12 protein-coding genes, 1 tRNA gene and 1 pseudogene are annotated in these 15,251 nt (G+C 64.6%); 11 read left to right on the forward strand and 3 right to left on the reverse strand.

Going from position 1 to position 15,251, the window contains the following annotated elements; genetic code table 11:
- From H290_RS28305 to H290_RS0110595, 4 genes and pseudogenes are all read left to right on the forward strand, one after another.
- Window positions 1–348 (forward strand): annotated as a pseudogene (locus tag H290_RS28305) (DUF2236 domain-containing protein); the annotation flags it as partial.
- 438 nt (window positions 349–786) lie between these two features.
- The gene (locus H290_RS28310; protein WP_036518638.1) at window positions 787–1,899 is read left to right on the forward strand and encodes an NAD(P)/FAD-dependent oxidoreductase; all 1,113 of its coding nucleotides are present in this window, start codon (window positions 787–789) and stop codon (window positions 1,897–1,899) included.
- Window positions 1,900–1,934: 35 nt separating this feature from the next.
- Window positions 1,935–2,399 (forward strand): flavodoxin family protein, encoded by a 465-nt coding sequence (locus H290_RS0110590; RefSeq protein ID WP_020106773.1) that lies wholly within the window; start codon window positions 1,935–1,937, stop codon window positions 2,397–2,399.
- A gap of 94 nt (window positions 2,400–2,493) precedes the next feature.
- The gene (locus tag H290_RS0110595) at window positions 2,494–3,069 is read left to right on the forward strand and encodes a cysteine hydrolase family protein (protein WP_081631549.1); all 576 of its coding nucleotides are present in this window, start codon (window positions 2,494–2,496) and stop codon (window positions 3,067–3,069) included.
- Window positions 3,070–3,089: 20 nt separating this feature from the next.
- Here H290_RS0110595 and H290_RS31135 read toward each other — a convergent pair whose 3' ends face one another.
- From H290_RS31135 to H290_RS0110610, 3 genes are all read right to left on the reverse strand, one after another.
- Window positions 3,090–3,266 carry a hypothetical protein gene (locus H290_RS31135; protein WP_020106775.1) on the reverse strand — a complete coding sequence of 59 codons (177 nt, stop codon included), beginning with the start codon at window positions 3,264–3,266 and terminating at the stop codon, window positions 3,090–3,092.
- A 123-nt stretch (window positions 3,267–3,389) separates the two neighbouring features.
- A complete protein-coding gene (locus tag H290_RS0110605; RefSeq protein WP_020106777.1) occupies window positions 3,390–4,322 on the reverse strand; it encodes an alpha/beta fold hydrolase in 933 nt (310 codons plus the stop codon).
- A gap of 447 nt (window positions 4,323–4,769) precedes the next feature.
- Window positions 4,770–4,852 (reverse strand) — tRNA-Leu (locus H290_RS0110610).
- Window positions 4,853–5,452: 600 nt separating this feature from the next.
- On the opposite strand from H290_RS0110610, the gene H290_RS0110615 reads away from it, so the two are divergent.
- From H290_RS0110615 to pknB, 7 genes are all read left to right on the forward strand, one after another.
- Window positions 5,453–6,880, forward strand: coding sequence for an FhaA domain-containing protein (locus tag H290_RS0110615; protein ID WP_020106778.1), 1,428 nt, complete (start codon window positions 5,453–5,455; stop codon window positions 6,878–6,880).
- 157 nt (window positions 6,881–7,037) lie between these two features.
- Window positions 7,038–7,496, forward strand: coding sequence for an FHA domain-containing protein (locus H290_RS0110620; RefSeq protein WP_020106779.1), 459 nt, complete (start codon window positions 7,038–7,040; stop codon window positions 7,494–7,496).
- Entirely contained in the window at window positions 7,493–8,959 is a 1,467-nt protein-coding gene (locus H290_RS0110625) for a PP2C family serine/threonine-protein phosphatase (protein ID WP_020106780.1), read from the forward strand. The genes H290_RS0110620 and H290_RS0110625 overlap by 4 nt, the downstream gene beginning before the upstream one ends.
- Window positions 8,959–10,419: an FtsW/RodA/SpoVE family cell cycle protein gene (locus H290_RS0110630; protein ID WP_020106781.1), complete on the forward strand. Its 1,461-nt coding sequence runs from the start codon at window positions 8,959–8,961 to the stop codon at window positions 10,417–10,419. The genes H290_RS0110625 and H290_RS0110630 overlap by 1 nt, the downstream gene beginning before the upstream one ends.
- Complete coding sequence (locus H290_RS0110635; protein WP_020106782.1) at window positions 10,416–11,915, forward strand: penicillin-binding protein 2; 1,500 nt, start codon at window positions 10,416–10,418, stop codon at window positions 11,913–11,915. The genes H290_RS0110630 and H290_RS0110635 overlap by 4 nt, the downstream gene beginning before the upstream one ends.
- Window positions 11,916–11,919: 4 nt before the next feature.
- Window positions 11,920–13,272 (forward strand): protein kinase, encoded by a 1,353-nt coding sequence (locus H290_RS28315; protein ID WP_081631566.1) that lies wholly within the window; start codon window positions 11,920–11,922, stop codon window positions 13,270–13,272.
- On the forward strand, window positions 13,272–15,182 hold the full coding sequence (gene pknB, locus H290_RS0110645) for a Stk1 family PASTA domain-containing Ser/Thr kinase (RefSeq protein ID WP_020106784.1): 1,911 nt from the start codon (window positions 13,272–13,274) through the stop codon (window positions 15,180–15,182). Before H290_RS28315 ends, pknB begins: the two co-directional genes overlap by 1 nt.
- Window positions 15,183–15,251 lie beyond the last annotated feature (69 nt).

Below are 15,251 nucleotides of genomic sequence, written 5' to 3' on the forward strand. Positions count from 1 at the left end.
CCCGAGGGCATCAAGCTCGCCGATACCCTCCTCGATCTCGGGATGAACCTGGACCTGACGTTGCTCACCAGACCGATCCTCGGCGCCCTGACCCGCTTCATGCTCGGCGATGAAGTCGCCAACTGGCTCCACATCCCCACCGAACCTGTCTGGACGCCGCTTCTCGAAACAGCTTGGGGCCCTTACGTCCTGGTCCGCGAAGGACTTCTCGATGCCGGCCTACCCAAAGAGGCGTACTTCCTGTTCGACGAGTTTCTCCGTCAATTTGTGCTCTTCTACATGTCCGAACTCCGCATGCCCATCAACATCAATATCCCAGTGGGCAACAATCCGAACTACGGTCGCTGACCGGGCGCGATCGTGTCGATCGAGGTGTCTGCCAGTGATTGAGGGCAAATACACGACGTGGCGTGGTGGAGTCATCGCGTTGTGTGTTCTCTTTGCCACGCTGGCAACTGCCGTTGCCGCAGCACCTTCTGCAGTGGCCCCTCCGGGAACCGTCCGAATCTCCATGTGCCAGATAGGTCAGTATCAGTCCGACGCGGAGGAGACGTTCAACAACTTGCTCACCATCGGTGGGGCCGCGGCGTCGTCCACGAGGCCGGCGCCGGCCGCCTTCGTGAAGAGATCGACATGTTCGACCGGTTCCACGGTTGGATTACGCAGATCGTGCGTCCGCAAGGCCGGGCCTTCGCTGCCCTACATGACGTACGTCACAAACCGTCTGCATTGCGGCGTCCTCGCACGTACGTTGTCAGACAGCCAACAGTCGACGAGGGGGTCGCGATGAGTTCGAGAGTGGTTGTGCTCGGTGGGGGTTACGCAGGGGTCAGTGCGGCCAAACGTTTGGCGCGCAGTTCAGTCGATCTCGCTGTGACACTTGTGAATCCGCGGTCCGAGTTCGTCGAGAGAATTCGGCTGCACCAGTATGTGGCCGGCAACCACCACGCCGTCACCGATCTGCGGCTGGTGGTTCCGGAATCGACCAAGTTGCTGATCGGCACCGCCGATCGCATCGATCCGGACAACGGCCGGATCCATCTCGCAGACACCACCGTCGAGTACGACCATCTCATCTATGCGGTCGGCAGCCGGGAGTGGACCGGCGGGATCGACGGAGCCGCAGCACACGCGTTCACGCTGGGTACCTTCGAGGAGGCACAGGCCACGCGCACCCGTTTGCGGGACCTCCCGGATCATTCGTCGATTGTTGTCATCGGCGGCGGACTCACCGGCATCGAGACCGCCGCGGAACTGGCCGGAATGGGCACCGGCGCGACCATCCATCTGATCACCGATACACAACTCGCTCCGAGTGTGGGCAACCGCGCGCGTAACTACATCCGCAGACATCTGACCGCCGCGGGGGTCGTCATCACCGAGGGCACGGCCGTCCGGCGAGTCAACCCGGAGGACGTTGTACTGGCAACGGGCACAACGATTGCCAGCGATCTGACGATTATCTCGACAGGCGCGATCCAGCCCGACCTCGCGCGTGTGAGCAACCTCCCCACGAGCCCGACGGGTGCCCTGACCGTCGGACCAAACCTGGTCAGCGAAGGTGCTCCGAACATCGTCGCCGCCGGAGATGCAGCCCTGATATCAGGCATTCCACTCCGGATGAGCTGCCAAGCGGCCACCCCATCGGGAATCCACGCAGCCGAGACAGTTCTCCGCGTAATCGAGGGCAGGGAACCCAAGCGTCTCAAACCGAAGTTCACCGGCCAGGCCATCAGCCTCGGACGCACATCTGGTGTGCTGCAGGGCAGCAACCTCAAAGACCGACCCCGCGGATGGGCGATCCTCACCGGCCCGCCGGCAGCGTACGCAAAAGAAAAGGTCTGCTCGAACACATTGCGCTTCGGGCACTTCGGCAAACTCAGCTACAGCTGGTCATAAGGATCGGCAACAGATCCACAGACGGGAGCAGAACCGTGAACACCATTCTGGTGTGCTCGTCCACCTCCAACGGAAACACCCGGCAGGTCGCCGACGCACTTGCCGAAGTGCTCGACGCGCGCATTCTCAGCCCAGCGCAGGCAACCCCGACCGAGCTGGCACAGGCCGACCGCATTGGCTTCGGTTCCGGAATCTACTGGTTGGCATTCGCTCCTGAACTCATCACCTGTGTCAACAGTCTTCCGGACATGTCGGGGCGTGACGCTTTTGTCTTCGCCACCAGTGGATTTCCGCAGCCACCTTTCCGCCCCTACCTCCGCAACTTCACGAAACTACTGACCGACAAGGGCTTCCGTGCCACCGGCACATTCTCGTGCCGGGGCCTTGACACGATGGGCCCGTTCAAGTTGCTCGGCGGAGTGAACAAGGCCCACCCCACCATCGACGATCTCTCTGCCGCACAAGCATTCGGAAGAAACATGGTCAGCAAGGCCCCCTGACGCTCGGCGCGTACCTATCCGAATTCTCGGCCCAAGAACCCAGCACCATCGACCAGTAACTGTCGAGCGGTCCTGGCCTACAAGCGGGGTAAGCATGAATCTTCCACATGATCGGACTGTGCTTCTGCTCATCGAGTTTCAGAAGCAGTGGACGGATTCCGGGCTGCACAGCCGGTTGATCGCCCGGCAACTGAGGCAACGCAACGCGATCAGCAACACCCTGGAACTCGTCACAGCCGCCCGTGCCGGCGGGGTCCCGGTGATCCACGCCCCCTTGGTGATCGATCCGAAGCAGCTGAACGGAACTTTCGCGAAGCTGACCCGCGGCCGATTCTTCACCGCGGGCAGCACGCGTGCGGAGTTCACCGACGGGGTCCACGCTGCGGGCGATACGGTGGTCCATGGCCGCACGACATTCGATGCGTTCGTCGACAGCGACCTCCAAGAAGTACTATGGGCTGCCGGCGCCGAGACCGTCGTCATGTGCGGATTCATCACCGATCAGTGCGTGGCGAAGACGTTTCGCACCGCACTCGCTCGAGGCTTCGATGCTTTCGTAGTACCCGAATGCACCGCGACCGTGTCGGGATATGTGCAGCGCAGAACCGAACGCGCTCTCGGTTCGCGCGCACTCCCCTTCGAGGATGCGCGGGCCACGCTCGCCGGTTAGATCACGGTCATCGACATGGTTCAGCGTCCGGGAAGTTGGTCATCGAGTATTCGAAGGACACCGTCGAGGGGGTTACGATCCTGACGAAGCGCACGTTCGGTGGAGTCGATGATCGAGAGTTCGTGTTTCACAACGTAAGTGAAGAACCGAACCTCTTCGGTGTCGGCGAAATATGAAGCGAGATTGGACGGTTTCACCGCGAGCCCGGATCGGCTGAGGTAGGCATCGACGCCGAGTCGGGTTTGGGTTTCGAGCCGTTCGAGCGTTCGCCACTGATCACGAGACCGGTCGTCCGAGCTGAGTTTGGCAACGGTGCCATGTCAGCACTGATCTGATTCGTGACGTAGGTGCGCGGCGATGATGTCAGCCAAACCGTGTGGATCAGCGATCCAGGGCGCGTGTCCTCCAGGAGTCTCCTGTATCCGGGCGCCATCACTGGCCGCCACCCATTTCCGCGCCTGGTCGATGCCCAGATAACAATCCTCTGATCCCCAGATGAAAAGCGGTCGGCACACCACCTTGCGCAGTTCCTTTGCGGTCATGACGTTTTCGACTCGCGGTTGGGTGAAGCGATTCATCGCACGGTTGAGCTGAGCAAGACTGGTGGCGTTCCTGCGCGCCGACAACCGCAGTTCGTCGAGCAGGCACGCCGGCATCGCCGCACTCGCGTCGGTTCCCAACCCGGCCCGCAGCACCCACTTGTAGGCAAGTCGAGGCAATGGGAACCGCAGCGATGCGCGACCCACAACCGGAAGGTTCAGCAGAGCCAGCGGCATTCGAACAACAGTGCCGGGCAACGCGATCGCGGGTGTCCCGATCGAGATCACAGTCGTCACGAGTTCTGGGTGGTCGGCGGCGAACCATAAGGCAAACATGGCGCCAAGCGAGTTGCCGATCATCGGAATCGGCGAGTCAACGAGATCAGTCACGACGTCCAACAGCAATGATTGCGCGAACGGTCGGAGCCCGCCTGTGCGATAGTCACCAGCGTCGGAAAGCCCGTGCCCAGGCAATTCAACAGCGTGTAACCGGAATCCGCCGAGCGCGGCCATCAAGGGAGCCCATGCCGCAGCCGTCATTGTGGCGCCGTGAAGCAGGAGCACCGGCGGTCCCTCGCCGGTACTCAGGACACGTACGGAGGCACCCGATCTCACCGTGATCGACCGCTGATCGACCTGCAAACCGTAGAGCCGGCGGATGGCGAGTTCGGCATCAAGTATCCGCGAGTCCAGGTACTCAGATCGATTCCCCATGGCCCCCATTGTCGCAGCACCGACGGGCAAACCGACTTCGTGGCAACTCCCCATCCGGCCGGATGCGCAACGATGAGGCGACATGATGTCAGGGTCTCGAGTGCCTCCATGCCTTGTCGCGTGAAACTGCAAAAAGGGCTGTCTCGCTGACGATCCCGCCGGATACGTTCCAGTAAACCTCAGGAGCGGATCCGCACTTGCGGCGAGCATCGGTGAGCGCGTCAAGAAAGTCTTGCTCGAGTGGAAAGTTCTTCTGCTTCGTGGGGACGCAACTCTCGTGAACCCAGAACCCTCGTACGACTGAAGCAAACGGTGGACCTGGGCCCGCGCCTGGGTCCCCCACCGCCGCTACCGACCAAGGATCCGCGTTTTCCCCGCAAACACAACGGTCAGGCTGCATTTCTGCAACCTGACCGTTTGTACCGCTTTGAGCTGAACTGCTCTCTGTGGGCGAAGGGGGACTTGAACCCCCACGTCCCGAAGGACACTGGCACCTGAAGCCAGCGCGTCTGCCATTCCGCCACTCGCCCGTGGCTGTCCTTGTCGGATCTCTCCGAAAAGGACTACGAGACGTTAACACGACTGACCGCTCGGACAGAAATCCGCTGTTCTGTGGTCCATTTTGGTGGTTCCGGGCCACGCCCCATCCGGAGAAAACCGCCTTGGAGTGTCTCTCGTATCTACACACCTCTACAACGAGAACGTCCCCTCACAGTCCCCGGGATTCCAACCAGATCGTGCGGCACCGATAGCCCCATCAGACCCGCGAGGCGTCGTCGACGTAGCCGCAGAGATCGCCAAAAGTCTCACTGCAAATGTGTCTATCGACGGCGCCACCCGGTCCGGACCCAAGCCACGACGGGTGGCCCGAATACAGCCATTCCAGCCCGGTCAAGGTACATATCACTCCGGTGTCCGTGATCCGTAGGTTCTGGACCACCATCTGAGCTGGGCAAACACCGGTACATCGGCAGGCACCGGAATGTCCCGTTCGGCGAGCCGACATGGGACATCTGTGGCTGACGGTGCAGATGTTCTCCCTGGAGTGCCCATGCGAGTGTTGAGTCGCTATCATCAAAAAGCACGATTGGCACGCCGACACGCTGGCAATTCGGAGGGAGGTCGTCGCTATGGGGATTCTGCAGAGAATCGAACGCAAGCTCGAAGGTGTTGTCGATGACGGCTTCGCTCGGGTGTTCGGTGGGAAAGTCGCACCGCAGGAGGTCGAGAACGCACTCCAGCGGGAGGCCGAGGACAACCTCGAGGACCTCGGCGACGGCGGCAAACTGGCGCCCAACGCCTACACCCTGGTGGTCAGTTCGACCGACCACCAGGAGATGGCTGCGGAATACGAGCTCAATCGCAAGACCTTTTCCAAACATCTCGATAACTTCATTCGAGACAATGGGTGGCAGACGTATGGCGAAGTGGTTGTTGAGTTTGCCCACTCACCCACCCTGCACACGGGTCAGTTCCGGGCTCGGGGTGCAGTCAACCCCGATGCCCGACCGATGCCCGTACCCTCACCCGGTGACCAACCGGTAGGCCCACCCGGGCCGCCCCCGCCCGGTCCACAGGCAGGGCCGCAACCCGCAGGACCACACCGAACCCCACAAGTAGGAGCCGTTCCCATGAGCAAGAACTCCGGATATGACCAGCGCGGAGGTTACGAACAGGGCTCCTATCCGCCTCCTGGCTACGGCCAGCAGCCGTACCAGCCCGGTGACCAGCGCGACCCCGCCCCGCAGGCGTACAGCCAGCAGGATGATTACGACCAGCAGGGGTACGACCAGCGCGGCTACGAGCAGGCTGGCTATGACCAGCAGGGGTACCAACAGGGCGGCTACGCACCCCAGCCCGGCTACCCACCGCAGCAGCCCGGATACGGCCAGGGCTACCAGCAGGGCGGCTACGACCCCGCCGCCTACGCCGGCGAGCAGCAGGGTGCCGCCGCACCGGATCAGCAGGGTTACGACCAGCGCGGCTACGAGCAGGGCGGCTATGACCAGGGCGGCTACGCCGCGGACCAGGGCGCCTACGCACAACCCGGATACGACCAGGGTGGCTACGAGCGCGGCTACGACCAGCAGCCCGCCTACGGCCAGCAGGGCTACGCACAACCCGGTTACGACCAGGGCTACCAACAGGGCGGCTACGACCAGGGCTACGGCGACCAGCAGGCCTATGCCGCGGACCAGGGTGGCTACCCTCCGGCAGACCAGCAGGGTGGTTACGCCGGGCAGGGCTATGCGGCACCAGCCGGTTACGCGCCGAGCTCGATCACCCTTCTGCTCGAAGACGGCAGCAACCGCACCTTTCAATTGCGTAACGGTTCGAATGTGATCGGCCGCGGCCAGGACGCCCAGTTCCGGCTGCCGGACACCGGTGTCTCCCGTCGCCACGTGGAAATTCGCTGGGACGGATCGAGTGCATTGCTCAACGATCTGAACTCCACCAACGGCACCACGGTCAACGATGTCCAGGTCAGCAGCTGGGAACTGGCCGACGGTGACCGGATTCGCGTCGGACATTCGGACATCACCGTTCGCTTCCAGTAGACGAACCCAACCGACGGGCGCGGGGGCTCCGGCCGCTGATCCCGGTATGACCCGACCCACCTTCTTTGCACAAGTGACACATCCGAGTACCTACGGGGAGGCCACTGGGCCATAAGATGCACTGGACTTTGATGGCTGGCCCAGGAGGTGAGAAAACGTGCAAGGCATCGTGCTGCAGCTGACGCGTGTCGGTTTCCTGTTGCTCCTGTGGCTGATGATCTGGGCGGTGCTACGAGTCATCCGAAACGATGTCTATGCGGCAACGGGCCAGCGACCACCTACCCGGTTCGAACGCCGGACCCCCGGCCCGGCCCGGGTCAAGGGCGCCGCCCGGTACCTGGTGGTCACCCACGGCGCGCTGGCCAACACCCGCATCACCCTGGGTACCCAGCCCGTCCTCCTCGGACGGGCCGACGATTCGACCCTTGTACTCACCGACGAATACGCCTCCGAACGTCACGCCCGCCTGATCCGCCGCGGCGACGACTGGTACGTCGAAGACCTCGGATCCACCAACGGCACGTACCTCGATCGGTCGAAAGTCACCACCGCTGTGCGGGTCCCCATCGCAACTCCGGTACGCGTGGGCAAAACCGTGATTGAGTTGCGCCCGTGACACTGGTGTTGCGCTATATCGCGCGGAGCGACCGTGGACTGGTCCGTGCCAACAACGAAGACTCCGTCTACGCCGGTGCACGACTTCTGGCCCTCGCCGACGGAATGGGCGGTCACGCGGCCGGTGAGGTGGCCAGCCAACTCGTCATCCAGGCGCTGCGTCCGCTCGACGACGACGAGCCCGGTGGCGACCTGCTCGCCAAACTCGACACCGCCACGCGCCGTGGCAATCAGGCGATCGCCGATCAGGTCGCCGAAGCCCCCGAACTCGACGGCATGGGGACCACGCTCACCGCGATCCTGTTCGCCGGCTCCCGCCTCGGTCTCTGTCACATCGGCGATTCACGCGGATACCTGTTGCGCGACGGCCAGCTCAACCAGATCACCCGGGACGACACGTTTGTCCAGACGCTCGTCGAAGAAGGCCGGATCACGGCAGAGGAAGCCCACACGCATCCACAGCGCTCCCTGATCATGCGGGCGCTCACCGGCACCGAGGTCGAGCCGACCCTCACCGTGCGCGAAGCCCGCGCCGGAGACCGCTATCTGCTCTGCAGCGACGGCCTGTCCGACGTGGTCAGTGAAGAGACCATCCGCGACACGATGTCGACCGTGGAGAACCACAAGGACTGCGCCGACCGGCTCATCGAACTCGCATTGCGCGGCGGCGGTCCCGACAACGTCACCGTCGTGATCGCCGATGTCGCGGATGTGGACTACGGCGACAGCCAACCGATCCTCGGTGGCGCCGCCGGCGGCGACGACGAGGAGTACGTCCCCGATCCGAGCACGTCGGCCGGACGCGCCGCCGCGCTTCGGCCACCTGCCCAGACCCCGCGCCGTCCGACGATCGGTACACCCGAGCCCGAGCCCCGCCGGGCCCACCCGCGCCGCAAATGGATCGTCGCCGGCATCGCCGTCGCGATCATCGCCCTGGTGATCGGCGGGCTGTTCGTCGGCCGCGCGATCGTCCGGTCCAACTACTACGTGGGCCAATCCGACGGCCAGGTCGTGGTCTACCGCGGTTTGCCGGGATCGGTCCTCGGGATGAGCCTGCACGAGCTGAGCAAGATCACCTGCACCCACGACATGGACAGTGCCGACCCCACCGTCACGCTGGCCGACTACAACAACCGGCCCGCCGACTGCGTTCCACTGGAGGTCGCCGACCTGACCGGGACCGCACCCGCCTCCCTCGACGGGCGCGACCCGGTGTCGCTCGACGACGCCGAGACACAGGTCAACGACCTGATGGACAACCTGCTGCCGCTGTGCCCCGAGGAAACCTCGGCCGCCACCGAGGCGGTGACGCCGCAGCCGGCGACTCCGGCTCCGTCACCGGCGCCGCAGACGGGCGAACCGTCGCCTTCCACAACCGTTGCCCCGCAATCGGGCTCGGCCAGCACAATGCCGCCACTGTCGACGACGCCGGCCCCACCGCCGGGGAACTGTCGGGGCCGCTGATGTCACAGGCCGCCGACAACCCTGGTCGAGCTCCGCTCCGCTCCGCCTCCGTCACCCAGACCCCGCCACCGGGCTCCCGGGCCTACACCGGCCGCAACTTCGAGCTGGCGCTGCTCGGGCTGTCCACGGTCATCGTCTTCGCCGCCCTGATCCTCGTTCAGGTCGCCCAATCCCAAAGTCTCACTTGGGATCTCGCAAAGTACATGGCCGCCTACATGCTGCTCTTCGGGTTCGCGCACCTGGTGGTCCGCCGGTTTGCGCCGTATGCGGATCCGGTGATCCTGCCGCTGGTGGCAACACTCAACGGACTGGGTCTGGTGATCATCCACCGCCTCGACCTCGGCACCGGACAGAACGGTGAGACCGCCAGCCCCATCGACCGCACCCATGACGCCGACCAGCAGGTGCTGTGGGCCGTCCTGGGCATCGTCGCGTTCGTCGCGGTCCTGATCCTGATCCGCGACCACCGCACGTTGTCGCGGTACAGCTACATCCTCGGCCTGGGCGGCCTGATCTTCCTGGCCCTCCCGGCGATCCTCCCGTCGTCGATGTCGGAGATCAACGGCTCGAAGATCTGGATCCGCACACCGCTGTTCAACATCCAGCCCGGTGAGTTCTCGAAGATCCTGATCATCATCTTCACCGCGTCGCTGCTGGTCTCGAAACGCGACCTGTTCACCACCGCCGGCAAGCACTTCCTCGGCATGGACCTGCCCCGGGCCCGCGACCTCGGTCCGCTGCTGGCCGCCTGGGTCATCTCCATCGGCGTCCTGGCCTTCGAGTCGGATCTGGGTACCTCGCTGCTGATCTTCACCACGATGCTCGTGATGCTCTACGTGGCGACCGAACGGGTCAGCTGGCTCATCATCGGCATCAGTCTGTTCGCGCTCGGAGCGATCGTCGCCTACCAGCTGTTCTCGCATCTCCAGGTCCGCGTCAGTGTCTGGCAGGACCCGTTCAGCGACTTCTACGGTCAGGGATATCAAGTCGGCCAGGGTTTGTTCGGCCTGGCGACCGGTGGTGTGTTCGGGACCGGTCTGGGTTCGGGCCGGCCGAACATCGTGCCGTTCGCCAACACCGACTTCATCATCGCGACGATCGGTGAGGAGCTCGGGCTCGCCGGACTCGCCGCGATCCTGTTGCTCTATCTGATCCTGGTCACCCGTGGTCTGCGGACCGGGATCATGGTCCGCGACAGCTTCGGCAAACTTCTGGCCACCGGCCTGTCGTTCACGATCGTGATGCAGGTCTTCGTGGTCGTCGGCGGTGTCACCAAACTGATCCCGCTGACCGGTCTGACCACACCGTTCATGTCCTACGGCGGCTCGTCGCTGCTGGCGAACTACATCCTGGTGGCCTTGCTGCTCCGCGTGTCCAACGCCGCGCGCGAGCCCGACCCGACGAAGAAGAAGTCGACGCCGATCGCTGAAGCACCCACTCAGATGGTGAAGCGCTCATGAACATTCCCATCCGCCGCGTGGTGACAGCGGTCATGGTGATCGTCCTTGCGCTGCTCGTCAACGCCACCTATGTGCAGGTCTTCAAGGCGGACAAGCTCCGGGCCGACCCCCGCAATCAGCGGGTCCTGCTCGACGAGTATTCACGCCAGCGTGGCCAGATCACCGCCGGCAACGACGTCATCGCCCAGTCCATCCCCACCGACGACCGGCTCAAGTACCTGCGTACGTACCCGAACCCGTGGGCACCCGCGTTTGCGCCCGTCACCGGTTTCTACTCGTTCCAGTACGCCAGTTCCGGACTCGAGCAGGCCGAGGACGCGATCCTCAACGGCAACGACGACCGCTTGTTCGGACAACGATTCGCCGACATGTTCTCCGGCCGCGACCCCCGCGGCGGCAACGTCATCACCACCATCAACGCGCACGCACAGCAGGTCGCCTACGAGCAGATGATGTCCGGTTGCAACGGTGGCTGCCGCGGCGCGGTGGTCGCCATCGCACCGAGTACCGGCGCGATCCTGGCGATGGTCTCCACTCCCAGCTACGACCCCAACCTGCTGGCCAGCCACGATTCCACCGTTCGTCAGGACGCCTGGGCCGCCTGGAATCCCACCGACACCACCGGCTTCCAGCCGATGCTCAACCGCGCGCTGAACGAGACCTACCCTCCCGGTTCGACGTTCAAGGTGATCACCGCGGCGGCGGCGCTCGAGCAGGGCGTCGACCCGAACGTCCGGCTGACCGCCGACAACAGCATCGTCCTGCCCCAGACGCAGACGTCGCTGACCAACTACGGCAACCAGACCTGCCCCGACTCGAGCGGTGGCACCGTCACCCTGCACCAGGCGCTGGAGTATTCGTGCAATACGGCGTTCGTCGATCTGTCGACGTCGAAACTGCAGAATCCGATCGAGACGGTCAAGAGTCAGGCCAACGCGTTCGGCGTCGACACCAAACTGCCCGACACCCCGCTTCCCGTCTCCGAGTCGACGATGGGCCCGGTCCCGGACCTCGCCGCGCTCGGCCAGAGCTCGATCGGTCAGCGGGATGTCCGTTTCACACCGATCCAGAATGCGATGATCGCGGCCACCATCGCCAACGGCGGGGTTCGCATGCAGCCCTATCTCGTGGATAAACTCCAAGGTCCAGACCTCAAGACACTGAACACCACACGACCGAATTCGCTCAATGAACCGATCTCCGCGCAGACGGCGGCCACGCTGACCGCGATGATGGTCGATTCAGAGCGCAACACCACCGGCTCCGGTGGACCGGTTTCGATTGCATCGAAGACGGGTACAGCCGAACATTCCGACACCCAGGGGGCCGACGAGACCCCGTTCGCCTGGTACATCGCGTTCGGGCCGTCGGCCAATGCTCAGGTCGCGGTTGCGGTGATCGTCGAAAACGGCGATGGAGGACTACAGGCAACGGGCGGCTCGTCGGCCGCTCCGATCGGGCGCGCAGTCATCAACGCGCTCGTAGGTGAGAGGTGACCGCGTGACTTTGCAAGGTGGTACGACCATCGCCGGCCGTTATCGGCTGATGCGGTTGATCGCGACCGGCGGCATGGGCCAGGTGTGGGAAACCATGGACACCCGGCTGGGCCGTCGTGTCGCCGTGAAGGTGCTCAAGGCAGAGTTCTCCGACGATCCCGAGTTCCTCGAGCGTTTCCGCACCGAGGCCCGCACCACCGCCCAGCTGAACCATCCGGGCATCGCCAACGTCTTCGACTACGGCGAAGCGCAGGACCCCGGCGCCGGCTCCGTCGCCTACCTGGTGATGGAACTGGTCAACGGCGAGCCGCTGAACGCGGTGTTGTCACGGGTCGGCCGGCTGTCCCTGCACAACACACTGGACATGCTCGAGCAGACCGGACGGGCGCTCAAGGCCGCGCACGACGCCGGACTGGTCCACCGTGACGTCAAGCCCGGCAACATCCTGATCACGCCCACCGGACAGGTCAAGATCACCGACTTCGGTATCGCCAAGGCCGTCGATGCCGCCCCCGTCACCCAGACCGGCATGGTCATGGGGACCGCGCAATACATCTCGCCCGAGCAGGCGCTGGGCGAAGACGCGACCGCGGCGTCCGACGTGTACTCGCTCGGTGTTGTCGGCTACGAGGCGATCTCCGGACGACGTCCGTTCCTCGGAGACGGCGCCATCACCGTCGCGATGAAACACATCCGCGAAGAGGCACCGCCGCTGCCCACGGAACTGCCGGACAACGTTCGTGAACTCATCGAGATCACGATGGCCAAGGAGCCCCACCAGCGCTATTCCGATGGTGGCGAGTTCGCGAACGCCGTCGCGGCGGTACGTGCCGGTCGTCGCCCACCGCTGCCCGGCACGGCAACCGTCGGTGCGGCCACCTCGATGATCCCGCCGACGACCAACGCCGTCCGCGCCACACCTCTTACTCCGACACCGGCGTCGCAGGACGGTTGGTCCGGCGGGCAGAAAGCACTGGCCGCAGTGGCGGTGCTGCTGCTCCTCGGAGCGCTGATCACGGTCGGCTTCCTGCTGATGTCGTCCAGCGACAATTCCGACACCCCTTCCCCGAGCTCATCGAAGCCGCCGTCGACCACGACAACCACCACCGAGACGCCAGAGACGACCGAGGAGACCACCACCACCACGACCCGCTCGACAACAACGACCACAACCACCACCACAACAACGACCACGACACCGCCGCCGGTCGAGACCACCACGACCACCACGCGCAACCCGATCTTCACGCTGCCGACCATCCCGCTCCCCGGGCTGCCCGCACGTCAGGAAACCGGGTCCGCGTCCTCTGAATCCGCGTCGACATCCGCGGCCCCCGACTCCGGGACCGGTGGTTGATGGCAGGCCCCCGGCAGGTTTCAGAGCGCTATGAACTGGGCGAGACGCTCGGTTTCGGTGGCATGTCCGAGGTACACCTCGCCCGCGATCTGCTGCTCCACCGCGACGTCGCGATCAAGGTCCTGCGCGCCGACCTCGCGCGCGACCCCACGTTCTATCTCCGCTTCCGGCGCGAGGCCCAGAACGCCGCGGCACTGAACCATCCGACCATCGTGTCGGTGTTCGACACCGGCGAGGCCGAGACACCCGAAGGGCCGTTGCCCTTCATCGTGATGGAGTTCGTCGACGGCGAGACCCTCCGCGACGTGCTGCGTGCCGAAGGTCATGTCAGTCCCCGCCAGGCGATGACCTGGGTCGCTGATGTTGCTGCGGCCCTGCACTTTTCACACCAGAACGGCATCGTCCATCGCGACATGAAGCCGGCCAACGTGATGATCGACAAGTCCGGCGCCGTCAAGGTGATGGACTTCGGTATCGCCCGCGCCATGGCGGATACCGGTAATTCGATGACCCAGACGGCCGCGGTCATCGGCACCGCCCAGTACCTGTCGCCGGAACAGGCGCGCGGCGAGAGTGTCGACGCCCGCAGCGACGTCTACTCGCTCGGTTGCGTGCTGTTCGAGTTGCTCACCGGAGAGCCGCCGTTCACCGGCGACTCGCCAGTGGCGGTGGCGTACCAGCACGTGCGGGAAGATCCGCCCACGCCGTCGTCGGTCCGTCCCGGTGTTCCGGCCGAACTCGACTCCGTGGTGCTCAAGGCCATGAGCAAGAACCCGGCGAACCGCTATCAGTCGGCGGCCGAGATGCGCTCCGATCTGATCAAGGTCCTCGCCGGTGGCAAACCCAGTGCGCCGATGGTGATGAGCGATGAAGATCGTTCCGCCATGATCGACACCGGACCACGAGCACGGGTCAGCCGGATCGGTGCCGCGACCGGTTCGCAACATCGCGGCGAGGATGACGACGACACACCGCCGAAGAGTCGTACCGCACTCAAGTACGCCGCGTTCAGCGCGCTCGCGCTGTTGGCCATCGTGGCGGTCACGCTCCTGCTCGTCCGGCCGTGGGGTTCGGACGAGACGCCGCAGATCTCGATCCCGCGGGTCTCGGACATGTCGGCCGCGGATGCCCGCGCCGAACTCGAGACCTTGGGTTTCCGGGTCAATCAGCTCGAGGAACCCAGCGCCACCGTGGCCGAGGGCAGCCCGACCCGCACCACACCCGGCGAGGGCGTGTCGGCCGACAAGGGTTCCACGGTGACGCTGTACATCTCGGCCGGCCCACAGCGCCAGCAGGTACCCGATGTCAAGGGGCTCACCCTCGACGCGGCGACCACTGAACTCAACAGCCTCGGGTTCGGCAACGTCAGATCGGTCGAGGTCACCTCCACCACCGACCTCAAGGGCAAAGTGGTCGGCACCAATCCGCCGGCCCAGAGCACCCAGCCGGTGACGACCCAGATCACCATCCAGGTCGGAACGGGTCCGCGCCGGGTCACCGTGCCCGACCTGACCGGACAGAAACTGGAACAGGCACGGACCAACCTGACGCAGCTCAAGCTCGAGATCTCTCCGATCGAGGCCGATTCCGACCTACCGGCGGGCACCGTCATCAGCACATCACCGAACGCCGGCGAAGTGGTCGATGAGGGCAGCATCGTCCAGGTCACCGTCAGTCGCGGCAACATGTTCGTGGTGCCCGACCTGCGTGGGAAGACCCCGAGCCAGGCCGAGACCCAGCTGACGACGGCCGGCTGGGAAGGCGGAACCGTCACCACGGTCCCCCGAAATGTCCCACTCGGCAGTCCTGACGACGGCAAGATCCTCGATCAGTCGCCCGCTCCCGGGGAACTCGCACGCAAGGACGGCGCGATCACGATCACCGTCGGACGGGCCAGTCTCCTGCCGTAGGAACGGGTCGTTCGCCCCCTCGCCGCGCCGGATGGTGCGGCGGGGTGGTAGACCCTTGAGGAGCCAGAT

It is taken from the genome of Nocardia sp. 348MFTsu5.1, assembly GCF_000383535.1.
GTDB classification, from domain to species: domain Bacteria; phylum Actinomycetota; class Actinomycetes; order Mycobacteriales; family Mycobacteriaceae; genus Williamsia; species Williamsia faeni.